This window comes from Pseudoalteromonas citrea (assembly GCF_000238375.3).
Lineage (GTDB): Bacteria > Pseudomonadota > Gammaproteobacteria > Enterobacterales > Alteromonadaceae > Pseudoalteromonas > Pseudoalteromonas citrea.
Window position 1 is genome coordinate 321,095 of the sequence record NZ_AHBZ03000014.1, and the last position, 25,488, is coordinate 346,582.

The 25,488-nt window shown below is 40.7% G+C and carries 25 protein-coding genes; 9 read left to right on the forward strand and 16 right to left on the reverse strand.

The features are described from left to right. Window positions 1-190 precede the first annotated feature (190 nt). The 3 genes from pgl to pgi form a co-directional block, all read right to left on the reverse strand. Window positions 191-898 carry a 6-phosphogluconolactonase gene (gene pgl, locus PCIT_RS04690; RefSeq protein ID WP_010362610.1) on the reverse strand — a complete coding sequence of 236 codons (708 nt, stop codon included), beginning with the start codon at window positions 896-898 and terminating at the stop codon, window positions 191-193. Further along, on the reverse strand, window positions 898-2,370 hold the full coding sequence (gene zwf, locus PCIT_RS04695; protein ID WP_010362609.1) for a glucose-6-phosphate dehydrogenase: 1,473 nt from the start codon (window positions 2,368-2,370) through the stop codon (window positions 898-900). Before zwf ends, pgl begins: the two co-directional genes overlap by 1 nt. 318 nt (window positions 2,371-2,688) lie before the next feature. Beyond that, complete coding sequence (pgi, locus tag PCIT_RS04700) at window positions 2,689-4,329, reverse strand: glucose-6-phosphate isomerase (RefSeq protein ID WP_010362608.1); 1,641 nt, start codon at window positions 4,327-4,329, stop codon at window positions 2,689-2,691. 298 nt (window positions 4,330-4,627) lie between these two features. Between pgi and PCIT_RS04705 the strand changes: the two genes are divergently transcribed. After that, on the forward strand, window positions 4,628-5,668 hold the full coding sequence (locus PCIT_RS04705) for a LacI family DNA-binding transcriptional regulator (protein WP_010362607.1): 1,041 nt from the start codon (window positions 4,628-4,630) through the stop codon (window positions 5,666-5,668). A gap of 32 nt (window positions 5,669-5,700) precedes the next feature. Here PCIT_RS04705 and PCIT_RS04710 read toward each other — a convergent pair whose 3' ends face one another. Both PCIT_RS04710 and PCIT_RS04715 read right to left on the reverse strand, forming a co-directional pair. Further along, window positions 5,701-6,780: an AI-2E family transporter gene (locus tag PCIT_RS04710; RefSeq protein ID WP_010362606.1), complete on the reverse strand. Its 1,080-nt coding sequence runs from the start codon at window positions 6,778-6,780 to the stop codon at window positions 5,701-5,703. Next, complete coding sequence (locus PCIT_RS04715; RefSeq protein WP_010362605.1) at window positions 6,773-6,994, reverse strand: hypothetical protein; 222 nt, start codon at window positions 6,992-6,994, stop codon at window positions 6,773-6,775. Before PCIT_RS04715 ends, PCIT_RS04710 begins: the two co-directional genes overlap by 8 nt. Window positions 6,995-7,141: 147 nt before the next feature. Between PCIT_RS04715 and PCIT_RS04720 the strand changes: the two genes are divergently transcribed. The 5 genes from PCIT_RS04720 to PCIT_RS04740 are packed head-to-tail and all read left to right on the forward strand — an operon-like array spanning window position 7,142 to window position 10,642. Next, window positions 7,142-7,807, forward strand: a complete 666-nt coding sequence (locus PCIT_RS04720; RefSeq protein ID WP_010362604.1) for a hypothetical protein — start codon at window positions 7,142-7,144, stop codon at window positions 7,805-7,807. Between the two features lies 1 nt (window position 7,808). Continuing rightward, window positions 7,809-9,260, forward strand: a complete 1,452-nt coding sequence (bepA, locus tag PCIT_RS04725) for a beta-barrel assembly-enhancing protease (protein ID WP_010362603.1) — start codon at window positions 7,809-7,811, stop codon at window positions 9,258-9,260. 49 nt (window positions 9,261-9,309) lie between these two features. Beyond that, complete coding sequence (gene arsC / locus PCIT_RS04730) at window positions 9,310-9,657, forward strand: arsenate reductase (glutaredoxin) (protein ID WP_010362602.1); 348 nt, start codon at window positions 9,310-9,312, stop codon at window positions 9,655-9,657. Next, window positions 9,657-10,208, forward strand: a complete 552-nt coding sequence (gene wrbA, locus PCIT_RS04735; protein WP_010362601.1) for an NAD(P)H:quinone oxidoreductase — start codon at window positions 9,657-9,659, stop codon at window positions 10,206-10,208. Before arsC ends, wrbA begins: the two co-directional genes overlap by 1 nt. Beyond that, window positions 10,205-10,642, forward strand: a complete 438-nt coding sequence (locus tag PCIT_RS04740) for a DUF2069 domain-containing protein (protein ID WP_010362600.1) — start codon at window positions 10,205-10,207, stop codon at window positions 10,640-10,642. The genes wrbA and PCIT_RS04740 overlap by 4 nt, the downstream gene beginning before the upstream one ends. A gap of 45 nt (window positions 10,643-10,687) precedes the next feature. Here the strand turns inward: PCIT_RS04740 and PCIT_RS04745 are convergent, their stop codons facing one another. Then, window positions 10,688-12,031, reverse strand: coding sequence for an ankyrin repeat domain-containing protein (locus PCIT_RS04745; protein ID WP_157592802.1), 1,344 nt, complete (start codon window positions 12,029-12,031; stop codon window positions 10,688-10,690). A gap of 204 nt (window positions 12,032-12,235) precedes the next feature. Here PCIT_RS04745 and PCIT_RS04750 point away from each other — a divergent pair, with 204 nt between their 5' ends. Then, window positions 12,236-12,397, forward strand: coding sequence for a DUF2897 family protein (locus tag PCIT_RS04750; RefSeq protein WP_010362598.1), 162 nt, complete (start codon window positions 12,236-12,238; stop codon window positions 12,395-12,397). A 48-nt stretch (window positions 12,398-12,445) separates the two neighbouring features. On the opposite strand, the gene PCIT_RS04755 is transcribed toward PCIT_RS04750, so the two are convergent. Together PCIT_RS04755 and bamC are read right to left on the reverse strand one after the other, a co-directional pair. Continuing rightward, window positions 12,446-13,819, reverse strand: a complete 1,374-nt coding sequence (locus PCIT_RS04755; RefSeq protein WP_010362597.1) for a YjiH family protein — start codon at window positions 13,817-13,819, stop codon at window positions 12,446-12,448. Window positions 13,820-13,882: 63 nt separating this feature from the next. Further along, window positions 13,883-14,944, reverse strand: coding sequence for an outer membrane protein assembly factor BamC (gene bamC / locus PCIT_RS04760; protein ID WP_010362596.1), 1,062 nt, complete (start codon window positions 14,942-14,944; stop codon window positions 13,883-13,885). 346 nt (window positions 14,945-15,290) lie between these two features. Between bamC and PCIT_RS04765 the strand changes: the two genes are divergently transcribed. After that, window positions 15,291-15,824 carry a glycine cleavage system transcriptional repressor gene (locus PCIT_RS04765; RefSeq protein ID WP_010362595.1) on the forward strand — a complete coding sequence of 178 codons (534 nt, stop codon included), beginning with the start codon at window positions 15,291-15,293 and terminating at the stop codon, window positions 15,822-15,824. An 11-nt stretch (window positions 15,825-15,835) separates the two neighbouring features. Next, window positions 15,836-16,312 carry a thioredoxin-dependent thiol peroxidase gene (gene bcp / locus PCIT_RS04770; RefSeq protein WP_010362594.1) on the forward strand — a complete coding sequence of 159 codons (477 nt, stop codon included), beginning with the start codon at window positions 15,836-15,838 and terminating at the stop codon, window positions 16,310-16,312. A gap of 55 nt (window positions 16,313-16,367) precedes the next feature. On the opposite strand, the gene PCIT_RS04775 is transcribed toward bcp, so the two are convergent. From PCIT_RS04775 to PCIT_RS04810, 8 genes are all read right to left on the reverse strand, one after another. Continuing rightward, window positions 16,368-17,537 carry a cystathionine beta-lyase gene (locus PCIT_RS04775; RefSeq protein WP_010362593.1) on the reverse strand — a complete coding sequence of 390 codons (1,170 nt, stop codon included), beginning with the start codon at window positions 17,535-17,537 and terminating at the stop codon, window positions 16,368-16,370. A 10-nt stretch (window positions 17,538-17,547) separates the two neighbouring features. Further along, window positions 17,548-18,462, reverse strand: coding sequence for an NAD(+) diphosphatase (nudC, locus tag PCIT_RS04780; protein WP_010362592.1), 915 nt, complete (start codon window positions 18,460-18,462; stop codon window positions 17,548-17,550). 151 nt (window positions 18,463-18,613) lie between these two features. Next, entirely contained in the window at window positions 18,614-19,408 is a 795-nt protein-coding gene (gene nagB / locus PCIT_RS04785; RefSeq protein WP_010362591.1) for a glucosamine-6-phosphate deaminase, read from the reverse strand. 240 nt (window positions 19,409-19,648) lie between these two features. Next, window positions 19,649-20,776, reverse strand: a complete 1,128-nt coding sequence (gene nagX / locus PCIT_RS04790; protein WP_010362590.1) for a transmembrane glucosamine N-acetyltransferase NagX — start codon at window positions 20,774-20,776, stop codon at window positions 19,649-19,651. 65 nt (window positions 20,777-20,841) lie between these two features. Continuing rightward, window positions 20,842-21,966, reverse strand: a complete 1,125-nt coding sequence (gene nagA, locus PCIT_RS04795; RefSeq protein WP_010362589.1) for an N-acetylglucosamine-6-phosphate deacetylase — start codon at window positions 21,964-21,966, stop codon at window positions 20,842-20,844. Next, a complete protein-coding gene (gene nagK, locus PCIT_RS04800) occupies window positions 21,966-22,877 on the reverse strand; it encodes an N-acetylglucosamine kinase (RefSeq protein ID WP_040697062.1) in 912 nt (303 codons plus the stop codon). Before nagK ends, nagA begins: the two co-directional genes overlap by 1 nt. A gap of 327 nt (window positions 22,878-23,204) precedes the next feature. Beyond that, a complete protein-coding gene (locus tag PCIT_RS04805) occupies window positions 23,205-24,047 on the reverse strand; it encodes an isopenicillin N synthase family dioxygenase (protein WP_010362586.1) in 843 nt (280 codons plus the stop codon). 172 nt (window positions 24,048-24,219) lie between these two features. Then, on the reverse strand, window positions 24,220-25,344 hold the full coding sequence (locus PCIT_RS04810; protein WP_010362585.1) for a hybrid sensor histidine kinase/response regulator: 1,125 nt from the start codon (window positions 25,342-25,344) through the stop codon (window positions 24,220-24,222). Between the last annotated feature and the right edge of the window lie 144 nt (window positions 25,345-25,488).

Consider the following 25,488-nt stretch of genomic DNA (forward strand, 5'->3'; position numbering starts at 1 on the left):
GAGTTATCTATATTTAAATCTATGCTGACATCACGAATATCAAATTCCAAATGATATTTTTGTCTTGAAATAAAGTACAGGTTATGAGGTAGGCGGATAAAGAATATTTAGAGTGTATTCGCTATAGACTTCATTAGAGATAACCTAACTGCTCACAATGAGCAATTAGGTTACACTTAGCTATGGAGCCCTATGGGCACCAAAATACTGATAGTGTGATCTGAGGGTGATTAATTACGGCTCTCAGTGGTATATCCAGTTCCGACCCTGCACCTTTTGCTTGATCATACATCGCGCGCTTCTCATCACCACTAATGAGTAACACAACCTCTTTTGAGCGTGCAATACCATTCAAAGTCAAACTCATGCGTTCAGTGATGCTTCCTGTCACCGCGCTTTCAACCGCATTTATCGCACACACTATATCTGTTGTTTGTAAGCCAGACTCAAGACCTTCAGCATGTGGGAATAGAGAGGCCGTATGCCCATCCGGACCCATACCTAAAATGGTAACATCAGGTGCTTTTAGCGCTTGATACGCTTGTTCACATTCCACTTGACCTGCAATAGCTGAACTTGCCGAGTTTTTCATCACAATAAACTCAGCATCAGCAGCTTTATTCTGCAATAGCGTTTCATTAATAAACGCTTCATTTGATTTGTCATGTGCTGGGTCAACCCAACGCTCATCAACCATAGCAATTGAAATTTTGTCCCACTCCAATGGCAAATTAGATAAGTATTTATATGCTGGTGCAGGAGATGACCCGCCTGATACCATAACCAACGCTTTTCCATCTTGCTTAATACCGCTGGCAATACCTGTTTCAAGTAAAGACGCTAAAGCCTCAGTCATTTGAGCTTTAGATTCAAATATACGTTCCACAATATTTGCCATTATACTTGCTCCCCTGCGTTAAACCATACATGACCATTTTCTGCTAACAACTCATCAGCTCCCTCTGGTCCCCAAGAACCCGCGCGATACAATGCTGGGGCACCTTTTTCTTGCCAACGTGCAACAATTGGATCAATCCACTGCCACGCTTGCCTTACCTCATGGCGATGAATAAATAACGCAGGGTTATTTGCAGCAGCATCTAACATTAAGCGCTTATAGGCATCTGAGTGAAAACCATTTTTATACTGTTCACTCAATTCAATATTTAATGTCACAGGCTCTAACTGCATCTCTAAATTATCTAGGCGTTTAGACATTAGAGTCAGCTGAATGCTTTCTTCAGGCTGAAGTCGGATCACTAGACGATTAGGTTGAATTGGGCCAACAGAGTCATCGTATACATTGTGTGAAACCGGCTTATATTCAACCACAATTTCTGCACAACGTTTGTTCATGCGTTTACCCGTACGCAAATAAAATGGTACTCCTGACCAACGCCAGTTATCTATATGGGCACGAATAGCGACAAACGTCTCAGTAATACTAGAACCCTCGCCTAGTTCCTCTAAATAGCCAGGTACTAATTTACCTTGTAAATCACCAGGAACATACTGCCCACGAACAATATTACTATCAACATCAGCGTCAACCAAAGGGCGTAATGCTTCTAATACTTTAAGTTTTTCTGTACGAATACTATTGGCATTGAGCTTATGAGGAGACTCCATTGCCACTAAGCACAGTAATTGCAGTAAGTGATTCTGAACCATATCTCTTAACGCACCAGCTTTATCATAAAAGCCTGCTCGTGCTTCAAGACCGACAGTTTCAGAAATGCTGATTTGGATATTGTCTATGGACTTCGCGTCCCATAAGTTTTCAAATAAAGCATTAGAAAAACGTAGAGCCATTAAATTCTGTACAGTTTCTTTACCTAAGTAATGATCGATACGGAAAATTTGCTCTTCACTAAAGAACTGTGCAATTTTGCCATTTATTTCTTCAGCCGACTCACCGCAGTAACCGATTGGCTTTTCAACAACGACCCGTGATGTATCAGTGATAAGAGATTTAAGTGACAATATTTCACAACATCTACCGTATACAGCAGGCGGCAAGGATAAGTAAAAGACACGAGACTTATCACTGGCATCTTCATCTAGAATAGCTTTTAGCTTATCCCAATTATCGTCAACATCGGTTACATTAACCACAACAGGCACTAAAAATTCAGAAAAGGCTTGCCAATCTTTTTCGTTAAATTCATCCGCACTTAAAAAAGACTGAAGTGCTTGATGCGCTGTTTCGATGTATTCTAGTTGTTTATTTTCTTCTCGAACAGTTGGCAAAATACGAGAGCCCTTTGGCAGGTTCCCTTCTTGATATGCTCGATACATAGCTGGTAACAATTTGCGTAAAGCTAAATCACCACCCCCACCAAAAATTACGATATCAAAAGGATTAAGCATAATTTACTCTCTACAGGTTAGGCGCGTCGTAACAAACTAGGGTTAAAAGGCGCGCAATTTTCATTGTTATATTTGCTAGGTAAGACTACTTAGCCTAACAAAACAGTCGTGTCGTACGACATTGAATTCGATTGCAAGACACTTTAACAGGAATAGGCTGAAGATGGACATTTTGCGATAAATGAGCCTTAGGGGCCCTGTAATTCCTCTCACAAAAATACAGGCCCTAAGAACTCCAGCGCTACCCGTTCAAAGGTAATCTTTTCACATTGCGTGATTCAGTTGTCTCATTATTATGAGACGAATTTATTACAGTTTTTAACGATGTTGTTTGTAGTAAGCGATTAATCCATTTGTAGAACTATCATGCTCGTGACTTACATCGCTTTGTGTTAGCTCAGCTTCAATTGCCGATGCGAGTCCTTTTCCAAGTTCAACACCCCACTGGTCGAAAGAACAGATCTCTAATATAATTCCTTGACAAAATATTTTATGCTCGTAAAGCGCTATTAAGCGGCCTACCGCTTTCGCATCAACTGTATCAAGGATCATCGAGGTCGTTGGCCTATTCCCTTGGTGAATTTTATGCGTGACTAGCTGCTCTATCTTTTCTTCAGAGATACCTTTCGATACAAGTGCCTGACGAACCTGTTGCTCGTCAACTCCCGACATCATGGCTTCTGTTTGAGCAAAGAAATTAGACAGTAAAATATCATGATGCTGGCCAACATTCTTTTGTGGCTTTATCGATGCGATAAAATCAGCAGGTACTATCGTATTTCCTTGATGCAAATATTGATAAAACGCATGTTGACCATTAATACCAGTCATGCCCCAAATAAGAGGTACTGTCGTGTAAGGTACCGTTCGTCCATCGAATGCCACTGACTTACCGTTACTTTCCATCTCACCTTGCTGTAAATACGCAGGTAGCATATGAAGTGCTTGGTCATAAGGGAGAATAGCTTGAGCTTTGTGCCCTAAAAAGCTGGTATTCCATACACTTAACAGGCCCATGATCAACGGAATATTCTGCTCAGGTGATGCATTTTTAAAATGCTCATCTATTTCGAATGCACCTTCCAAAATATCAGAAAACACGTCAAAACCAAGGTACAAAGCAATCGGTAACCCTATCGCACTCCATAAAGAAAAGCGACCGCCAACCCAATCCCACATGGTAAAGACGTTTTCATCAGCAATACCGAACAAACGTGTTTTTTCTAAGTTCGTACTTACCGCGACAAAATGCTTAGCTATCGCTGCATCGCTTTGCGCACTCTCTAAAAACCATTTAACCGCTGAGTTTGCGTTTGTCATCGTTTCTGATGTGGTGAATGTTTTTGACGAGATCACAAACAAACAAGTCTCGGCATCTACTTTGCCAAGGACATTATCAAGCTGAACGCCATCGACATTAGAGACATAATGTACTTTTAATCTATCATCGGCATATGACTTCAATGCTTCTGTGGCCATTTGCGGGCCTAAATTAGAGCCACCGACACCAATAGCAACCACATCTTTTACAGCTTTACCTGTGTACCCAGTCCACTGACCATTTCGAACGTTTTCTGTAAACGCCTTAATTTTTTCCAATTCACCATGTACTGCTGGCATAACATCATCGCCGTCAACGTATACTGGTGAAACTGAACGATTTCTTAGCGCTGTATGCAATACAGCCCTATTCTCAGTAAAGTTAATTTTTTCTCCGCTGAACATTTTTTCTCGCCAGCCGGCTAGATCAACTTGTTCCGCTAAAGACAGTAATTGATTAAAAGCACTTTCATCAATCAACTGTTTTGAATAATCGAAAAGCAAACCTGGGATCTGACAAGAAAACTTATCAAAGCGTTGTTCATCCTGAGCAAACAGGTTTTTTATTTTTTGTTGTTTTAAATCTGCGGCTGATTGCTCTAATGCTTTCCAGCTATTCAGGTTGCTTCGGCAACTCATACTCTTCCCCTAAACACGACTAACTCGTTGAAAAACACAATATATAAGAGATCTTAATAAATAAAATGATACTTGCTTAGTAAACCATAAGTTAAAATGACAACGCTGTCAATGCTCTACTTTTCAATTTTATAGCGGGGATAATAACCCAATTCTTGTCATTTGACACCGGTATCATTAAATTATTTATGATCTTTATGCTGCTATTTTATGTTTGGATTAGATAGACTAAGCTACAAATAATGACATTTACTGAATTTTGAGCTCGTTGCGCTCTCTCACATAAAAGAACAACAACATGAAAGTCACTATAAATGATGTCGCTAAGTTAGCCGGTGTATCGATGAAAACCGTCTCTCGTGTGATTAACAAAGAACCATCAGTTAGAAAAAAAACGTACGATATCGTGATGAACGCGGTTAAAGAACTCAACTATCAACCTAATATAGCAGCAAGGAATTTAGCTGGAACCTCTTCGTTTGCCGTAGGTTTAGTCTATGATAACCCCAATGCTTACTATGTAATTGATATGCAGAACGGTGTGCTGTCTCGCTGTAAAGACGAAGGATATGAGCTAGTTATACATCCGTGTAGTTACTCCGACGATAACATGGAAGCAGATTTTATCACCATGATAAAACGGTCTCGCCTTGCTGGATTGGTTTTAACCCCACCATTATCTGAACAACAAAAAATCATTGATATGCTGGACGAAATCGGGATTCAGTATGTTCGCCTGCTATCTGGTAGAGCAACTGAGACTGAAAATAGCAGTAATTGTATCTTTGTTGACGACTTCGCCGCAGCTCATGAAATCACAGAGCATTTAATTTCTCTCGGTCATAAACGCATCGGTTTTGTACTCGGAGATAAGGAGCACAAATCAACCTCTGAGCGATTAGCAGGCTACCGCCAAGCGTTACAAGACCATAATATTAATTACTGTGAAGAGCATATATTCGAAGGGAGCTACTCTTTTGAATCTGGTGTATTAGGTGCACAGCACTTATTGAAGGACAGTAACAAAAACAATATTTCAGCTATTTTAGGCGGTAATGATGAAGTCGCTGCTGGCGCATTATTTGCTGCACGTTTAATGAATATAGATATTCCTGCTCAACTATCTATAACTGGGTTTGAAGACTCGCCATTCTCTCGCCAAACTTGGCCCAAATTGACCACAGCACATCAGGCTAACAATGTCATTTCGGAACATGCGGCACGCTTATTGTTTTCTAAAACGAGAGGATCTCGAAAACAAGACAAAGAGATCATTAGTACCTTTACCCCATCACTGGTAATACGCCAAAGTACCGGGGTAGCTGCCGACAAAACTTAAACAGCCACCCACACTAGAGTAAATAATTAATTTTATTGCTCTAGTGACACCGACTCCCCTTCTTGCCACTGCGTAGACCACGCGTTAAATAATGCTTTAACCAGTGACGCTAAAGGTATTGCAAAAAATACTCCCCAAAACCCCCATAGGCCCCCAAAAAAGAGCACTGCTACGATTATATATACAGGATTAAGGTCCACCGCTTCAGAAAATAACAGCGGGACTAATACATTACCATCCAGTGCTTGTATTACGCCGTAAACAATTAACACAGTCCAAAACTGCGTATCGATACCAAACTGAAACAAAGCAACTGCTGCCACGGGAATAGTAACCAATGCAGCACCAATAAACGGGATCAAAACAGACAGACCAACCAATGCACCTAATAATGCTGCATATCGCAAATCTAAGATATAAAAGGCAATAAACGTGACACTACCAATGATCACAATTTCAAATACTTTTCCTCGTATATAATTCATAATTTGATGATCCATTTCATGCCAAACTTGCGTAATTAGTCGTCTATCTTTTGGAACAAGGCGGCCGATCCCTTCAGTTAAAGTGGCTTTATCTTTTAGCATAAAAAAGACTAACAGGGGCACTAAAACAAGATATATCAGCCACGCAACAGCATCTTTTAACGATGTCAGAGATGCAGAGACGATTACTTGCCCTAACTCAATCACTTTACTTTCCACAGTTGTTACAAACGACTGCACTTGCTGTTCAGTTATTAAGTTGGGATAGTCATCTGGCAAATGTAGTAAAAAGTATTTCCCCTTTTCAATCATGTGTGGGCTTTCTTGCAACAAGTTACTCAATTGCTGCCAGAGCACCGGCACAATACCAAGTAAAAGCGCCAATACAACCCCAACAAATAACAACATAATAAGTGTTGTGGCCAATACTCGGTTATGCACCACATTTTGCATATGGGCTGTTGGCCAGTCCAACAAATAAGCGATCACAAGTGCGACCAAGACAGGCACCACAAAAGGCCCTAAAAAATATAATAAGCCAACGAGTGCAATCAGCATCAACAACAATGTAACTGAATGGGGATCTGAAAATTTATTTTGATACCACTGCTTTACTATTTCAAACATGGTGGGTATTTACCTCGATAAATAATTGTGATGTTGTGCTTTGGGTATAAGAATAATGACGCAATGTTAAATATTTAAATACATCTGTCATATCCTGAGCATTAGCATAATAAAAGCGGATCACATGACCTGCTTTCTCAGCTTGTTGTAAATGCCATTTAAACTGCACGAAGAGTTGAGGGCATTGAAGGTCGCAAAGGTTTTTTTTCACCATAGATCAAGCCTATACAGGCATTTAAATAACCACATTGATAACCTAGTGTAACACTGTGAAGTACAAACTAAAAAGAATAGTTCTGTGGCTTGGTACAAGACAATGGTTTATCCTTATAGCTATATGTTAGTTTAGGGAAGTTTTTTCATGCCAAAGCCTAGTGGCAAAGCACAATTACCTAATAACCCCACATTAAAAGAAATAAACTGGTACAAAAAGCAAATTAATTGGGGAGAGTTACCGCCGTTTTATCATTTGGTCGCTTCGTCAGTCAGTGAAAGTGAGGGTATTCTGCAACACGGTTTCGATAATGCGGTAAAACGCTTACTCGATAAACGCAATTGGAACCTTGAACTGCTCGATGGTTTTGAGGACGACAATGGGATCATTCATAGTCACGAGAAGCCGCGGATCGCATTACATCAAGTCTTTACTGATAGAGGTTTTGAATTATGGGCTTTCCCTTATGCTAAAGATATGAAAATTGACAATTACATAAAAGACAATCGCTTCATGGAATTCCAAATCTGGGATCCACACACAATGAAAAACCTAATAAGAATCAATCAACTGCATAAATTTATAGGCTTCTACTTTGAACGCGGTGACATTGCAGACAAAGCGATGATCTTACACGCGCACAAAGTCGTTTATAAAATTATCGCATTTTTAAAAAAAGAACTGAACGTCAAAACAGTAGATGGGGTCTCAATTAAAGATTTTTATCAGTTATGTGAAAAAGACAGCCGTGCGTGTGATGACGAGATTGATCTCGCAAAACTCATGCTCGGCGATGATTTAAAGAAGGATTAGTATGACGTTAAATAGTATATTTAAATTTATCATCGGTGCTGGGCTACTAATATCGAGCTCAACTTTATTGGCTCAAAACACCTTTAAACTTCCAGATTTGGGCACATCCGCCTTGCAAGTACTGCCTTTAGAAAAAGAGCAGGCGATTGGTGAAGTGATGATGATGCAAATTCGCTCCGGTTCGCCATTATTACAAGATCCCGTTTTAAATGAGTACTTGACCTCTTTAGGTAACCGTTTAGTCGCCAATGCTAATGATGTTAGATTTCCATTTACGTTTTTTTGGATCAATAACCCTGCGATAAATGCCTTTGCATTTTATGGTGGCCATGTGGGTATACACACTGGGCTAATCGCCCACTCAGATAATGAGAGCCAATTTGCGTCCGTATTAGGCCACGAAATTGCGCATGTTACTCAACGCCACTTAGCACGTCGACTACAACAAGCACAAGATAATAGCGCACTCACTATTGCAGGCATGATCACAGGCATATTAGCTACCGTCATTGCACCTGATGCTGGAATGGCCATTATAGCCGCTAACTCAACACAAGCAGCGTTGAGCCAACTTACGCATAGTAGAAAGGCAGAACAAGAAGCCGACCGCTTTGGTATGCAAACACTCCACAATGCAGGCTTTGACACGACTCAATCGGCAGAATTTCTAAGCAAACTCGCAGCACAAATGCGCTTTAAAAATAAGCCTCCGGTTTTTTTACTCACACACCCATTACCAGATTCGCGAGTATCTGACGTCAGGTTGCGTGCACAACAATATGCATCTGTTAATTTACCTGAAAGTCCCAAGTTCCAATTAGCAAAAAGCAGAGTGCTTGCACGCAACCATTATGCAAGTGACGAGGCTCAGGCGTACTTTGAAAGGCAGCTCAAGCGATCTTCTAAACTTGATGATAGCGCATTGGAGTATGGTTTGGCGCTATCCCTGCTAGATCAGGAGAAATATCAGCTTTCAGGCAATATCATAGTAAAACTACTTAAGAGGGAACCTGATAACCTTTTTTACCTTGATGCATATACCGATATATTAATTGGGCAAAAAAAGGCCGCAGATGCGGTCAAAATATTACATAAAAAGCATCAATTTAGACCTAATAATCAAGTGATCACGCTCAATTATGCCAATGCCTCTATTAAAGCAAAACAATATGATAAAGCAGAGCAGCTGCTGAAGATTTTTTTACTTGATAAGCCGGAACACACGCTTGCAATCGAGTTGCTAAGCCAGGTTTATAAAGAACAACAGAATAAGTCAGCTTATCACGAAATTAAAGCCAGTTTATTGGCCCAATACGGTGCATACATACAAGCAGCGGATGAAATTCAGCGTGCACTGAACCATGTAGAGAAGCAAGAAACGGTTAAAGAAAGCCGCTTAAAAGCTCTCTTAAGTCAATATCGACAGATGCAAAAAGAGCTCGCAAAGCTTTGAGAAAATCGATAGATACTTTAAAATGACTAAAACACTACTCGGAGCCAATATGTCTGTCACAATCTACCACAACCCTCGTTGTTCAAAATCGAGAGAAACACTTGCTCTTCTTGAGGCTCAAGGGATCACTCCAACAGTTATAGAGTACTTGAAATCTCCGATCGATTTAGCACAGTTAGAAACGTTATTAGACCAACTCAACTACCCATCTGCACACCAGTTAGTCCGTAACAAAGAAGCGATTTACAAAGAGCTCGCACTATCTAAAGACACAGATGAAGTGCAGTTAAAAAATACCATGATAAACAATCCAAAGTTAATTGAACGACCTATTGTTGTTAACAATAACAAAGCAGTAATTGGCAGACCGCCTGAGTCTGTTTTGGCCATTTTGTAATGGTCAATATCGTGGTGTTATACCACTCAAGCCATGGCTCTGTTGCTAATATGGCTCACGAGATAAGTGACACCATTGATAACTTGGGCGCCACTGTCAAACTCAGAACATTTGAGCAGAAACAACCCCATGACATCATTATTACAAAGCAAGACTTGATTGATTGTGATGCCTTGGCTTTTGGCACACCCACTCGCTTTGGAATGATGGCCGCACAGGCAAAAGCTTTCTGGGAAACAACCAGCGACCTATGGTTAAAAGGTCAGCTTATCGATAAACCAGCCTGTGTGTTTTCATCTTCTAGCAGCATGCACGGCGGAAATGAGGCTACGTTACTTAATTTATCTTTGCCTTTACTGCACCACGGTATGATGTTAATGGGGGTTCCTTATGACGTACCAGAACTCATCGACACCTCAACTGGTGGCACACCATATGGTGCATCCCATGTTGCTGGGGCTGATAACACCTCTAAGTTATCAAACACGGAAGTTAAAATATGCCAATCCGTCGGAAAACGATTATTTACCATTGCAAGTAAACTTAAATGACACATATTACCAAAAGTAAAATCACACAAAAGTATCAACGAATGGCTTTAATAGGCTATGTTGGGCTACTCATTCTAATGCCTATTTGGATGTTTCTCATAAGCCCTAATGAGCAGTATAGCAATGGCTTTATTTTTACTTTTTATATATTACCCCTATTACTACCACTTAAAGGGATAATACAAGATAAGCCATATACATATGCATGGGCGAACTTCATTGTGATGATTTATTTTATCCATAGTCTTACGATGATTTGGATTGCACCAGAGCAAATCATTTGGGCGTTATTAGAGTTAGGCTTCGCAACTAGCATGTTTATTGGCTGCACTTATTATGCGAGGCACCGAGGTCAAGAACTTGGATTAAAAATCAGAAAGCTAAAAGAAGACTTAGCAGACGAAAAAGCAGCGCATCAATCAAAAAGTGATTAGCTTACACAGCATAGACCAAAAATTTATCACGTTAGGTGTCTTATACTAGACACCTAATAAAGTGATGAGAACAAGCAATGAAAACATCCCTTGCAAGCTAATACTCATCCAGCTTAATGCACTTAAGCCTTTAAGAGACCAAGGGTGTGGTTTTGAAGGATATAAAGGCCCTCTTCGTACTCCTCGTGCAATAGCAAATATACTCACGCCAAGTAATGCTGCCCCCCAGACCAACTCCTGCTTTGCGTTTAAACTATCATGAAAAAAGAAAAAGAGCTGTAGAGGCAGCAGTAATGTCGCTAAAGCATACAAACCATGAACTTGTCGAATTTTGTTATATTGCGCATCTTCTGATAATTCGATGATGCCATGCTCTTCGAGTGCTTTTCGCGCAGCTAATGCGCTATTTTGCATTGAGAGTCGATATGCAGTTCGATCATTAACGTCTCGTTGATGAGGATCGCACCCGGCATTGAGTACAACTTGAACCATACTCGGTAAGTTCGACTTCACGGCATAATGTAAACAAGTTTCTCCCATGTCATCGATACAGTTGATATCTTGATACGGTAATAATTGTTCAACGACATTCACAAACCCCTTTTCAATCGCCCACATAAAGGCAGAACAACCAACGTCATCTTTTGCATACCCTTTTGCTCCTTGGCTAATAAAAGCAATCAATGTTGATTGTTTGGCTTGTGGGTCTACTACATGGGCCAGTAATGCTTGTTCTAATAAACTACTCAACTCACTTTCATCACATAGCTCACGCAACAAAGAGTAATATTCCTCACCTTTGAGTAAGTAGTCTGTGGCTAGCTGAATCGTTTCAGCGGTGTTAGCAACACAGTTAGGCAACGCATCAATGATCACACTTCGCAAGTCTTCGTTATTCCAAGCATTACACAAATCAACCGCCGTTAACTTAATACCTTGAGATAAAGCCCATGTTAGTGTTTGAAAATAACGCCGATGATGTAATAACTCGTAAAATGAAGGAGTAGGTACACTCTCTATCTGCAACTGCAGATCACTGTAGCCCTGCAACCTTTCCAACAAAGTCGTCGTCAAAGATTGCCTTGTCATCTCGGTCGAGTCAATATGCTCAAATAACTGTTGTGTATACACTTGTTGCTGCTCGTCATATTCATCGATATGTTGAAAATAACAAGATTCAAACGGTTCTAATGGTTTCAGCCAAAGTAAATAAAATGCAGGAGGTAATATTGTGCTCTCAACCCCCTGTTCGCCGATTGAGGTACCACAAACCGGCCAAGATTCCAGCGCATCAAGGATAAAAGCACCATTTTGTTCAGCTAATCCACGTAATAGCAGCGGATATTGTGCTGGCCAGATCAATACATGTTCCATCAGTTGACTACTCACCCTATCCTAAAATTATAAATATGCTAGCCTAAAATGACAGGCCTGACTGAGAGGTGAATAATATCAAGTAAACGTTGAAATTGCTTTGTAAAAACACATAATTTTACAGTGATTTCATTCATCGCTAGGTGGCACTTGGTTAGAGTCTCGCTTTTTATGTAAAGCAAAGTACAATAAAGATTGATTGTTATAGAGGAGAATACAATGCAGCAGTTAGAAACTTGGCAAGTTGTCTTAATCATCATCGGTGTACTTGGTATTATCTGGAGTAATATCGCGTTGTTAAAATACGCGACTAAGTTTGAGGTAAAAAAGAAAGTAGATAAGCAAATACAGAGTGATGACGAAAAAAAAGACGCCAATTAAGCGCCTTTCTTCTTTTATTTACTTAATTCAGGGTCACTATATGACTGGCTAGCCAACCAACCAATGTGCCATTAATGCTATCACAGGTAAGGTCACTAACGTTCTCAATACAAAAATAGCAAATAGCTCAAACAAGTTAACCGGTATTTTACTACCAAGCAAAAGCGCCCCCACTTCTGACATATATATCAATTGCGTGACACTCATTGCCGCAACTATAAAGCGAGTGACGTCGCTATCAATACTACTGGCAGCCAATATAGAAGGAATAAACATGTCAGCAAAGCCAACCACTATTGTTTGCGCTGCTTGGGCAGCTTCTGGCACCTGAAGCAACTCCAAATACGGTACAAATGGTGTGCCTAAAATTTGGAATATACTGGTATGCTCAGCAACTATCAACGCAAATGTTCCAACCGCCATTACAACGGGGAGTACAGCAAAAATCATATCAAGTGCATTAGTTACACCTTCTTGTAAAGTCCCCTTCACTCCCGGCGCTTTTTTTGCTTTCGTCAAAGCCACATCCAATGCGTGAGTGAATAACGTCTTCCCTTCTGGTACTGACTCGGCATCGGTATCAACAGAAGTACCATCAATATAAACATCTTTTTTGAATCTAAGTGGTGGCAAGCGCGGCACGATAATTGCGGCGACAAAACCAGCTAAGCATACTGTAAGGTAAAAAGGCGCAAATAGGTGTTCCAGTTTTACCTGGCCAATGACCACAAGACAAAACGTAATTGACACGGCAGAAAAAGTGGTCCCTATGACAGCCGCTTCTCGTTGCGTATAATATTTATCTTCATACTGACGAGCCGTCATCAATATACCCACACTGCCGTCTCCTAACCATGATGCAACACAATTAACAGCACTTCGACCTGGCACACCAAATAATGGGCGCATGACGCGTGTTAGTAGCGTTCCAACAAGCTCCAGGAGACCAAAGTTCAATAGCAAAGGTAATAATAATCCAGCCAGAATAAAAACTGAAAATAAGACTGGTAAAAGGTCATTTAAAACTAATGCGCCCGTATGTGCTGAATAGACAACCTCAGGGCCAACTTTAAAAAAAGTCATAATTATAAACGCTGCACCACATAGACGCGTTACTAACCAAATCCAGCTTACATCAAAGAGGTGCTTTATTAATGGCGCTTTTTCTAGCCAACTTGGTTTTACCAATTTAATAAATATGCTCATTAGACCCGTTAAGCAAATGATACCTAAAATAAGCTCACTCATAACCGGTGCAACAAAAGCTTGTAAGGATTTGGCCATCACCGCTATTGGGATTGTCATTGCTTCGCCAATCGCAACCGGAGTCATAAATAGAAAAATACCGATTAACGATGGGACAATAAAAGCGAATAATGTACGAAAATCTATTGATTTATCGCCACTTAATTGTGTTGTCATTTTATTTTGCCTACAAAAACGAAGAAAAGAGCCTAAGCTCTTTTCTTTTTTAAAACTAGATGATTAAATAGTTAGCCCTTTATCACGCAGCACAACCAATAATGCTTGTTGCAGTTGTGTCATCACTTCAGGCTCCAATACATCACCCGCAGCATCTCGCCACGTCAGTGATGTGGTCACCTCTTTAGTTTTAGCAACACTTACAGTGTAATCACCACTTTCAAGAGGTAACAATAAAGCATCATCACCCCAAATTGAATCCCAAACACTATCATCTGGTTTTTCATAGCGCACAGATATCAAACCTGACTCTCTGTCAATTTTGATAATAGTGAAGTTTACACGCTCCAAAAAGCCCGCAAAACGATCTATCACTATTTTATGATCTTGTTCAGTGATCAATGCAGCGTGACCTTTATCATCAAAACCGATTTCCAAAGACAATACACCCTGCTGCTTGCGCATTTCAACTTGTAACAAGCGGTACAAATAGTCAAATTCAGCGACAACTTCATTCAAAGCCCTTACTTCCAGCTGTTGCTGAAGTAGCGCATTAAGTGGCTGTGTATCACTTCTATAGTCAATTAGCTCAGCTTTTAAGGACGCAGTTCGCTGGTGTTCTTTTTGTTCAATAACAAACTTTATTTTTTGTTCCGAGACTATTTTATTGTCTTCCCAGAACCACCCTTCAATCGGTTGAATAAGAGAATACCAATTTGTACTAACACGACCTTTTTCACGTTCATCCAGAGCAATGTTAGTGCTACGGTTTACCATAACGCTATCAATCGCACGCCAAATAAACTGATTCAGATCATCAATGCCATCATTTTTATCAAAATAAACCCGCGCAATAGTCTCATTCTCTTCAACCCAACTACCTGTAGCGAGCGTCAATACTTGCTGAGGCGGGCGAAAACTCTTTGCTTCAGGGTCATTATTAAACGTTGCTACATCCATTTTAAACGTTGGATCTTGATATGGCTGCTCTAATTGAGCCGGCGTTTTAACTGCATCATTAACACGATAGTTGCGCTCATTGTGCGCATCGTTAATAAATACACTACACCCAGACAAACCAAGAATTACACCAACTGTCAACGCTTTTGGGATCCAATACTGCACTGATTATTCTCCTTAGCAAACCCATTATTTTTAATTCATTACTATGAGTGAGGAATGCTGATTTGGTTCACTGTTAAATATAAATTTACGCCTACATTAAACTGTTTCATTATTAATGAAGCACTTAGCTCATACACACGCAAAAACGACACTATGGTACTTTCCCAAGACACTAAACACAAGAAAGCCGTTCATTTATTGCATATTTAAAGCCCTTATAACAAAATCGACCATGTGTTCATGAGCCAACTATGGTACCATTTTTGGTTAAATATCAATTATTCGTCGTATTATCGCATTTGTATTGTTAGGTTCGGTGATATAGACACAAATTTAGGCACCTTGAATGACTGCTTTTGAAAACCAACAACTGGTCTTAACAGCCATCGGTGAAGATCGCTCAGGTATTGTCAGTGAACTGACCCAATTGGTCAGTGATTGTCACTGTAATATAATAGACAGTCGCATCGCTATTTTAGGTAATGAATTTACCTTTATCATGCTGCTCAGTGGTGATATGTCGGCTATAAGCCGTGTCGAACATACTCTTCCAGTCAAGAGTATGGAACTTGGCTTACTAACCATGATGAAGCGCACCAGTGCACATCAACACAGTAACTTCAGTGCAGGTTACACGCTTGAGTACCACGGAATCGATATGCCTGGTACTCTTAGCAAAATGACACGTTTTTTCGCAGAGCAAAGTATTAATATCTGTTCATTAAAATCAGATACATACGAAGAGTCTGATAAAACGCATATGCGCTGTGAACTCGAAATAAATATTCCGACAGATGTTGATGTAGACGCATTTAAGATTAAATTTGAAGATCTTTCAGGCGTACTCAACGTAGACTATGTATTAAGACGCATTCGCTAAGGATCACTTTAATGAATACACTCACGGCAGGCGATAACGCCCCTCTATTTTCTTTAAAAAACCAAAACGACGAAGTTGTAGAACTTGCGACCTTGTTGAATGATAACCAAGTTCTAGTTTACTTTTACCCAAAAGCACTCACTCCAGGCTGTACGGTACAAGCGGAACAACTGCGCGATCATAAAGAACAACTCGCCCAGTTAAATACTGTTGCGGTGGGCATAAGCCCAGATCCAATAAAGAAATTAAAAAACTTCGAAACCAAAAAAGAATTGAACTTTGACTTACTATCTGACGAAGATCACGCTATCGCTGATGCGTTTGGGGTTTGGGGGTTAAAGAAGTTCATGGGTAAAGAGTATGACGGCATTCACCGCCTTAGCTTTTTAGTTAGTCAAGACGGTACTATTAAGCACGTCTTCAACAAGTTTAAAACGAAAGAACATCACCAAGTGGTGATCGACTATATTAGTAGCCTCAGCGAATAATTTATGGCTTAAAAGCATTCACGACTGAACGTGAATGCGCTCTAACTGTTATCAATCAACAATGACTTTCATATATTTTCAACGCTTGCTCTAAGTCATTGATAAGATCTTCTACATCTTCCAAACCAATGTGTAAACGAATGATCGGACCTTCCTGCCAACCTGTTGTTGTTCGTAAAGCCGCCATCGATTTACTTGCTGTCACTAAGCTTTCGTATCCCCCCCAAGAAAAACCCATTTTAAAGTGGTGTAATCCGTCTAAGAATGCATTGATGGCTTTTTGGTTACCCTGCTTCATGACAAATGAGAAGAGTCCATTACTGCCAGAAAAGTCACGCTTAAAAAATTCATGACCGGGACAACTTGGTAATGCAGGATGGCGAACATGGTCCACCAGCGGGTGTGTTTCCAACCAATCAGCCACCTTTAACGCAGCTTTTTCATGTTGTGCTAACCTTACTGGCATGGTGCGTAAACCACGCAGCGCTAAATACGCATCATCAGCTGATGTGCACTGACCTAGAAGGTATGAATGTTCTCTTAATGTTGGCCACAGCGCTTCATTTGCTACAGCGACTCCCATCATCACATCTGAATGGCCTACGATATACTTAGTCGCCGCTTGAATACTAATATCAACACCATGATCTAATGGTTTGTAATGCCACCCATTGCCATATGTATTATCTAACATAGTGATCAAATCATGTTGCTTCGCAACCGCAACCAAGCTTGGTACGTCTTGTACCTCCATTGTGATAGAGCCGGGAGATTCTAAAAAAAGCACTCGGGTATTAGGTTGTATTAATGCTTCAATCCCAGCACCGATCATGGGATCATAATATGTCGTAGTGATCCCCAAACCCAATAAAATCTTATCGCATAAATCTCTAGTAGGCTCATAAGCGGTATCAACCATTAATAAATGGTCGCCGGCTTTTAAAAATGACAACAAAGATTGGCTAATGGCGGCGGCACCTGATGGGTACAATGCACATCCTGCTGCGTTTTCCAACTCCATCACAGCATCTTGCAATGCATAATGTGTTTGTGTCCCTCTACGGCCATAAAATAAGGTACGATTACCACGCCCTTTGACAGCTTCGTGTAATTCTGCAACAGAGTCAAACACCACTGTTGATGCCCTTTGTACCACGGGGTTTACTACACCATGGGTATAGTCACTTTTGCGACCTGAACTGATCAACTTTGTATTTTTTTTCATAATTTAACCTTTAGGATGCTCGCCAATATTCTATCAAATAGCGAGAAATAGAATCTTTTCGCGTTAGCTTAAAACCAGGTGCATCGATGCCCCACTCTAAAAATGAATCCAGATCAGCACGTGAAAACCATTGTGCATGTTCAAGTTCATCCTGCTCAACAGCGATATCGGTCGTCGTTGCTTGCGCAATAAAGCCAAGCATAAGCGAGCTTGGAAATGGCCAAGGCTGAGATGCTAAATACTTGACCTTGTCTACATCAATGTTTGCTTCTTCTTTTACTTCTCTAATAACAGCTTGCTCAAGCGTCTCAGCAGGATCTACAAAGCCTGCAAGTGTCGAGTATACACCTTCTGACCATTGTGCCTGACGCCCGAGCAGACAGCGCTCAATACCATCACTGAACAAATGTGTAACTAGCATAATTACTGCAGGGTCAGTTCTTGGAAATGTCATATGTCGACAGTCAGAATTTAAACACTTTCGGGCATGTCCTGCTTCAACACTATGATTCTTACTTCCACAACGACCACAATATTGATGTGTATTATGCCAATAGCATAATCCTTTAGCTAACACCCCGACAGAAGCCATTGTGGGTGGCAATTGAGGACCTATCTGGCGCATGTCTATAAACTCTGCACTACTAGGAATTTGAAGCGTATTTTTATCCGCATATTTGCTAATATCTAGTGCAAAATAGCTTTTCTGGCCATCAAGCCCTAGAAATACTGCATTATCTAAATGCAGCTCTTTTACTTGATCAAATGACAGCGACACGAGTGTACAGGTTTTTGTGTCCACTAAATTTTTATCATCATCAATCAAGAGCCAGTGGCTCTCACCGCGCATTTGCGCAATGATCCAATCGTTACTTTTTCGCTCACTGGAAGCGCGATTTAAATGCATTTCGGTATAATGTAGCACAGACGGTTCCCTGTTAAATATTTAGCCCAACGCTATCATAAGAGCGGGTAAAGCAAAACTATTTCAAGAGATTAAGTCAGATTGAAAGGGCTCGAAGCAATAGATAAAAAAAAAGCCCTTACGGGCTTAAAACTACAGTGTAATTTGTACACTACAGAGAAGCTAGGTAAGCTTGGAGTTTCTGATTCTCAGCTTCGATATGTTGGTAAAACTCAATATCTTTAAGTTTGCTTGCCGCTGCTTTATCAATAACAATAACAGCATCTCGGTGCATTTGCAGTGCAGATGCAGGACATGCTGCAGTGAGTGGGCCTTCAATCATTGCCTGAATAGCTTCCGCTTTATTTTCACCCGTTGCCAATAAAACTACTTTTCTAGCATCTAAAATTGTACCTATACCCATAGTAATGGATAAATGAGGCTGATATTCATCTGGCTTGAAAAAGCGTGCGTTATCGTCAATCGTTGCTTTTGTTAATGTTTTAACACGGGTTCTTGACGTCAATCCAGAAGATGGTTCGTTAAAGCCAATATGTCCATTGCGACCAATACCTAATAGCTGAATATCAATACCGCCTTTTTCAGCAATCTTTTCCTCATACTCATGACATGCTGAAACTGGGTTTTTTGCATCTCCAGGTGGAACATACGTGTGTGCTTTGTTTATATCGATATGATCAAAAAGCTGACTATTCATAAAATGACGATAACTTTGTGGGTGACTACCGTCTAAACCAAGATATTCGTCCAAATTAAAAGAGGTCACATCGCTAAAGCTAACATCACCAGCCTTGTTACGTTCGATCAATGCCTGATACAAAGCAACTGGCGTTGAACCTGTCGCTAAACCTAAGACGGAGTTTGCATTTCGATTTAATTGCGCGGTAAAAATATCTGCGCCGTAGGCTGCAACTTCGATTGCGTCATTTAGAATAACAATTTGCATAGTGTGGGCTCGATTTATAAATTAGGAAAAATGGGATCTGAGCCTCACTTCGCGTGCAATCAAAGTAAGGTCAGATCAAACCTAAAAAACGATAGAAATTTAGGTTATTACCATTATGACAACGCTGTCATTATTATCAGAAAACAACTTTTTGTAAAGTAAAAGTGAAGAAAGTTTTTGGAATTACATATTCAAATAAGTAAAGTCCGCATATGACGCGGACTCCAAAGCCAAAAAAATTTACACACTGACGAATATTTTACGTTTATACATCCAGTGTAAAACAATTAATTGCACAGCTAATAACGCAACGACACCCATTAGTGGCTGCCAATGTTCAGCGGAACCCGAAATAATGCCACCAAATACGCTACGTGATACAAATGTCCAGTTAACCAATGAAGAAGCTAAATAGATAATGATTGAATTTGCCCCGATGATCACAAACAAATAAGCAAAACGCTGACCATTAAGTACATCTACCAAGGCATAAAAAGCAGCGAGTAAGATAGCGCTCCAGCCAACCGTTACCAACACAAAAGAACTCGTCCATAGCTCTTTATTGACTGGAAAGTGTATATCCCATAGCCAACCAAGACCTAAAGCAACAAAACCAAACACAAATAGCCTAGCGACTGTATGCCACTGGCCCACATGTTGCGCTTGTGCAATGAGTCGCCCAGCAAACACCCCCGCTATCGCATTAACAATAGCTGGTAAACTAGATAAAACGCCTTCAGGGTCGACAGGTCTATTTTGGTAGCTGATCCCTGGTAAAAGCATTGCATCAACCCAAGCATTCCAACTTCCTGCTGCAGATAAATCACCAGCAGTGCCTCCCGGCACCGGGATAAAGCATAAAAGTAACCAATATCCGATTAACACGCCGCCACCAATGAAGCCTAACGTACGTAAGCTGGTATGCCACACTAAAAGCATACAGAAGAACCACGCTATTGCGATACGTCCTAGTACGCTAGCATAGCGAATTTCGCCCAGTGCTACAGGTATTCCTGTACCCCAGCCATGGTTATAAAGCACGCCCAAAGCCGATAAAAGAAACAACCGTTTTAGCGCTTTATTGTAATAACCCCGACGTTCGCTAAATGGCAGGTGATCAATTCGCTTGGGAGAGAGTCCCATAGCAACCCCTGATAAAAAGATAAAGAGCGGGAAAATCAAATCATAAAATGTAAACCCATGCCATGCACTATGCACTGTATGGGCTTCAAATGCTTTCCAGCCTTGCCACCCCGTCAATACAAATAGTGCCGCGAATATAGACTGCCCGCCTAAAATCCAGAACATATCCATACCTCGCAATGCATCAAGAGAAGCTAAGCGTTTTTTGTCGGTTTTTGTTGTCATATTTTGCTGCCTTTAAAAACAAAAAAGCCCCGCTATTAATTCAGCGGGGTTTTTCTCAGGGAGAGTTAAATCTGTTTTCCAGCGATAAAGGTCGCTTGTGTATAAATTTGTTCGTCTAACAGCACAAAATCTGCGTCAGCACCTTCTCGTAAGTGACCCTTGGTTTTCACATTAAGATACTGTGCAGGATAAAGTGAAGCCATACGTAAACTTTCAGATAAAGATACGTCAAGCCAGTTCACTGTATTACGGACTGCACTGGCCATATCAAGAACACTACCTGCTAATTCACCTGTCGTTGAGTTTAATCTATCTCCAGTACGGATCACCTTGCGTCCGTCAAAAAAGTCAAACTCCATATCATCTGTACCAACCGGTGGCATCGCATCAGTCACTAACATTATTTTACCACGCTGCTTAGTTCTAAGCGCCAGCTTAGCTGACGTGCTATGAACATGGTGACCATCGACAATTAACCCACACCATGAGTTATCATCCCATAATGCAGCACCAACCACTCCTGGTTCTCTCGAGGTAAACGCTGACATAGCATTGAATAAATGCGTAAAACCGTCTGCACCGACATGTAACGCATTCATCGTTGTCTGATAGTCAGCATTAGAATGGCCCACACATACCTTGACGCCTAAACTAATAAGTCTTTCAATATCTTGTAATGGTACCGTTTCAGGCGCTAGCGTAACCATTTTCACGCCTAAGTCTTCTCGCGCGTAAATCTCAAACTCTTGCTCAGTGATCGGGCGAATATACTGTTCACTATGCGTGCCTTTTTTAGGGTGAGACAAATGCGGACCTTCAAAATGAATTCCTAAAACACCCGCTTGTCCATTTGCAATCGCTTCTGCCGTTGCATCTGCAGCTTTTGCCATTACCTCAACTTTATCGGTAATCAAGGTTGGCATTAGTGCAGTAGAGCCAAACTGGCCATGAGCAGACACCATTTTCGCCAGACAGTTTGTGGTTTGTTCAGCATTAAAAAATGCACCACCACCACCATTTACTTGGACATCAATAAAACCAGGGGCAACTAATCCATCGAGTTCAATTAAGTCAGTGCTCAATTCTTCATCTGGATAGGTTACCTTAGCATCCTCAACAGCAAATATGACATTGTTGCTAAATGTATTACCGTCAAATAACCTTTTTGCTCGATATAATTGCCTAGACATTATTTGACCTTATTTAATTGTTGCTCAACAGAGTTTATTGCAAAGTATATCGCACCCATTTCAGGTGGTTGCTTTGGTAATTCTACTTTTTCGGCAATTTCAGGGGCTAACCATTTATTTAACGGCTCAGCCAAACCACCAATCATAGATAATCTAGGTGGACCACTTTCCAATAAACGCTGTGCTAAACGGCTAATATATTCCGCCCCTTGCTTTACAATTGTCAACGCAAGTTCATCTCCCTGCTCTGCTGCGTTAAAGACAAAACGCGCTAGTCTGGCGTAACCACTTGATGGTTGACCTGCCATCTGCTCTGCAATGCCCATTGCATTTGGCGTATTGAAATGTTGCAGTAATAAACTAGACAAAAGTGTTGGCTGACCTAACCCGTCTAGATCAAGCAATGCTGCTTTAACGGCTTCTAGTCCCATCCAAGCACCACTGCCCATGTCACCTTGAGCAAAACCATGACCACCAAAGTTGACAGTTTTTCCATTCACTAACGAAAACCCACAAGATCCAGTGCCGGTTATAATTACCGCGCCATCCTCACCTTCATGGGCACCAATACAAGCGGTGTGAAGATCCGTCGTCAAAAACATCTGTTGAAAAGGATGATCCCACTGCATAATTTTGTCATATAACGCAGGTAGGTTGACACCCGCTAGTCCTAAGCCCGCATTTAATGAATGGACTTGCTCTACGTGCAAGCCCGCATCTTGTAAAGCCAGTTGTGTTGAGACCATGATAGACTCGAGAGTACGTTCAAGACCGTGCAACGGGTTTGCTGGACCACCTAAACCAGTGCCTAGCACACCGTGTTCTAAAGAATAGATAGTAGCTCGGCATTTCGTCCCTCCGCCGTCTATACCTATATATAATTGGTCTTGTTGCACCTGTTTAGCCATCATGTTGCGACCTCTATGAAAATGGGGTTTAGCTCAATTTTATTTATTTCTTTACTGAGCGTTTAGTCATGTTGAATTAATGTTACACATAAAATGACAGCGTTGTCATTACTTTTTTTTTAAAAATGTGCAAGATTGAAAAAATCTAATATTGCACATATTAAGATTATTGTCAGGAAAAACTTACCTAATTTATTGAAATCAGGCAAAGAAATGACAATTAGTGACTACTCCATCTAACATATAGCTTAAAATTGCGGCTATATTTAATTTTGTGACAAAAAAGCCAATCTGAACGATTGGCTTTTTTGTCAATTGCTTCGAACTAAATTACTTTACTCCGAGCTCTCGTAAACGCTCCTGTAGATAACTATCTGCAGTGTAACGTTCTGACAACTCGACATCAGGACGAGGGTGCAAAAACAAGGGTAAAGAGATCCTAGACTTTTCAGAACCCTTCCCTGTTGGATTAATTACTCGATGAATCGTTGATGGGAAATAACCTCCAGATGCCTCTTGCAACATATCACCAATATTGATGATTAATGAACCAAAATCACACGGCACGTCTAACCAACCACCTTCCTGAGTTTGCACTTGTAAACCAGGCTCATTAGAAGCCGGTAATACAGTCAATAAATTAATATCGCCATGTGCTGCTGCACGAATCGCCCCTGGCTCCTCGTCACCCGTCATTGGCGGGTAATGTAAAATACGCAGTAAGGTTTGCTCTGAGTCTGCAATCATATCTTTGAGGTCAATTGAGAACTTTGCTCGCACATCTTCAGGCGCTTGAGCTTGAACCCAACTTAATAACTCTGCTGCAAACTCATTAGCCAAGCGATAGTACTCACGGATTTCCGCTTCTAACTGCGCTGGAACACGTCCTTTTGGGTATACGTGAAAATATTCTTTAATATCTTTAACGGTAAACCCTTTAGCAACTTCCGATACATCTGGCGGAAAATAACCGTCCTGAGTGTTTTTATTGAATAAAAAATCATGCTTTAGTTCTGAATTAAAAAACGCTTGCCAATTCTTATAAATTGATTCAACAAGCGATTGTGGGATCGGGTGGTTTTTTAAAACACCAAACCCTGTATTACGAAGAGATTCGACAAATTGAGATGCTGCGTCAGAGGCACGATAATCGACTGTTGGTAGTTGTTGCATAATGGTTCCACCCAGATTGTTTGCGTGATCAATTAATCACATTCATAACCAAAGCCTATGGCTGAAGTGATTAATTTAAATAATCTATTATTGCTCGCGAGCATAGATAAATAAACCAGTGCCGATAAGGACTTTTGTCCTCTTCACTTACCACTTGTGCAACTACTTTGATTTAGCTCAAGGGCATCATGGGAATTTTTATGATCCATTCTATACCCCGCTCTGTACTTGAAACAGTATATTCACCTTGCAGCGCTCCACTTATAATATTAGCAGCAACAGGTGTACTCAAACCAACGTGACCACTATTACCTCTGCGCGACGTGACAAACGGCTTAAGTAAATCCTCTATTGTTACATCGATAAGCCCTATACCATTATCGACATACTGTATTTCGATCTCGCGTTCATTCGCCTCTAATCGAATTTCAATCGGCCCTTTTTTATCAACCAGGCCATGATTAATGGAATCTTCAATAATATTGCCAAGCACTAATTGTAATAAGCTGGCATCGACTGTCACATCAAGTACCGAATGTTCCGATGTCAACTTTATCTCAACACCCGTTTCATTCTGACTGTATTGGCCAAGATGTTGCTCTAACACGGCAATAAGATCACACCGACCAGGCTGTGCTGGTGCTTCTGCTTTGGAAATAGTTTTAAGTAAATTTACAAATTCAGCCACTCGGCCAAGGCTTCTTTCACATAATTCGATACTCTCATTGGATTGTATCAAGAGATCTGCAAGTACATTTTGCGATAATGTTTTATTTTCAAACTCTCTAGTTAATTCAGCAATAACCCCAAATAAATGAGATGCGGCCGTGATCCCTGTACCCAGCGGCGTATTAATTTCATGGGCAACTCCAACAACCATTTGGTTTAAGGCATCCGACAGTTTACGCTTAACTTGTAAAGCATTTGCCTCTAAGAGTTTTATTTGGGTGTTTACACGTGCGTTGATCTCTGCAGGCCTAAAGGGTTTGCTAATGTAATCAACCCCACCCACTTCAAGCGCTTCTACTATATTTTCAGTATCCGTGTAAGCACTTACAAACATAAGAGGAATATGACTCATCCGTTTATCCGCTTTTACCAATCGACATAAATCAACACCGCTCATATTTGGCATCTTGATATCAGTTATTATCAGATCCGGTAATTTACTCTCAATAAGTTGCAACGCAGTATGGCCACTCGTTGCAGCCCGTATTCTAAATCGAGGGCACTTCAAAATCAGCTGCAACATTTGCAGGTTTTCTGCCACATCATCAACGATTAAAATATCAAACATGCTAGCTCCCTAAGCCTAATGGGCTCAGTATAGTCAACTCCTCGTTGATTGCTTAGTTAGTGTAAATTTTAGAGTTTTCTTGTGAAAAGTGTAGAGCAGACTATGGTTTAAAACAGGGTAACGTTAAGCCATAATATTGGAGAC

Bases quoted from the DNA above. Each gene is read 5' to 3' on its own strand.
- PCIT_RS04810 (WP_010362585.1), bottom strand. From the start codon at position 25,344: ATGTTTGATATTTTAATCGTTGATGATGTGGCAGAAAACCTGCAAATG.
- bcp (WP_010362594.1), top strand. From the start codon at position 15,836: ATGAATACACTCACGGCAGGCGATAACGCCCCTCTATTTTCTTTAAAA.
- zwf (WP_010362609.1), bottom strand. From the start codon at position 2,370: ATGCTTAATCCTTTTGATATCGTAATTTTTGGTGGGGGTGGTGATTTA.
- bepA (WP_010362603.1), top strand. From the start codon at position 7,809: ATGACGTTAAATAGTATATTTAAATTTATCATCGGTGCTGGGCTACTA.
- PCIT_RS04740 (WP_010362600.1), top strand. From the start codon at position 10,205: ATGACACATATTACCAAAAGTAAAATCACACAAAAGTATCAACGAATG.
- arsC (WP_010362602.1), top strand. From the start codon at position 9,310: ATGTCTGTCACAATCTACCACAACCCTCGTTGTTCAAAATCGAGAGAA.
- nagA (WP_010362589.1), bottom strand. From the start codon at position 21,966: ATGTCTAGGCAATTATATCGAGCAAAAAGGTTATTTGACGGTAATACA.
- nagB (WP_010362591.1), bottom strand. From the start codon at position 19,408: ATGCAAATTGTTATTCTAAATGACGCAATCGAAGTTGCAGCCTACGGC.
- PCIT_RS04805 (WP_010362586.1), bottom strand. From the start codon at position 24,047: ATGCAACAACTACCAACAGTCGATTATCGTGCCTCTGACGCAGCATCT.
- pgi (WP_010362608.1), bottom strand. From the start codon at position 4,329: ATGAGTTGCCGAAGCAACCTGAATAGCTGGAAAGCATTAGAGCAATCA.
- nagX (WP_010362590.1), bottom strand. From the start codon at position 20,776: ATGACAACAAAAACCGACAAAAAACGCTTAGCTTCTCTTGATGCATTG.
- PCIT_RS04765 (WP_010362595.1), top strand. From the start codon at position 15,291: ATGACTGCTTTTGAAAACCAACAACTGGTCTTAACAGCCATCGGTGAA.
- PCIT_RS04705 (WP_010362607.1), top strand. From the start codon at position 4,628: ATGAAAGTCACTATAAATGATGTCGCTAAGTTAGCCGGTGTATCGATG.
- pgl (WP_010362610.1), bottom strand. From the start codon at position 898: ATGGCAAATATTGTGGAACGTATATTTGAATCTAAAGCTCAAATGACT.
- PCIT_RS04715 (WP_010362605.1), bottom strand. From the start codon at position 6,994: ATGGTGAAAAAAAACCTTTGCGACCTTCAATGCCCTCAACTCTTCGTG.
- PCIT_RS04750 (WP_010362598.1), top strand. From the start codon at position 12,236: ATGCAGCAGTTAGAAACTTGGCAAGTTGTCTTAATCATCATCGGTGTA.
- PCIT_RS04755 (WP_010362597.1), bottom strand. From the start codon at position 13,819: ATGACAACACAATTAAGTGGCGATAAATCAATAGATTTTCGTACATTA.
- nagK (WP_040697062.1), bottom strand. From the start codon at position 22,877: ATGATGGCTAAACAGGTGCAACAAGACCAATTATATATAGGTATAGAC.
- wrbA (WP_010362601.1), top strand. From the start codon at position 9,657: ATGGTCAATATCGTGGTGTTATACCACTCAAGCCATGGCTCTGTTGCT.
- PCIT_RS04775 (WP_010362593.1), bottom strand. From the start codon at position 17,537: ATGAAAAAAAATACAAAGTTGATCAGTTCAGGTCGCAAAAGTGACTAT.
- PCIT_RS04710 (WP_010362606.1), bottom strand. From the start codon at position 6,780: ATGTTTGAAATAGTAAAGCAGTGGTATCAAAATAAATTTTCAGATCCC.
- PCIT_RS04720 (WP_010362604.1), top strand. From the start codon at position 7,142: ATGCCAAAGCCTAGTGGCAAAGCACAATTACCTAATAACCCCACATTA.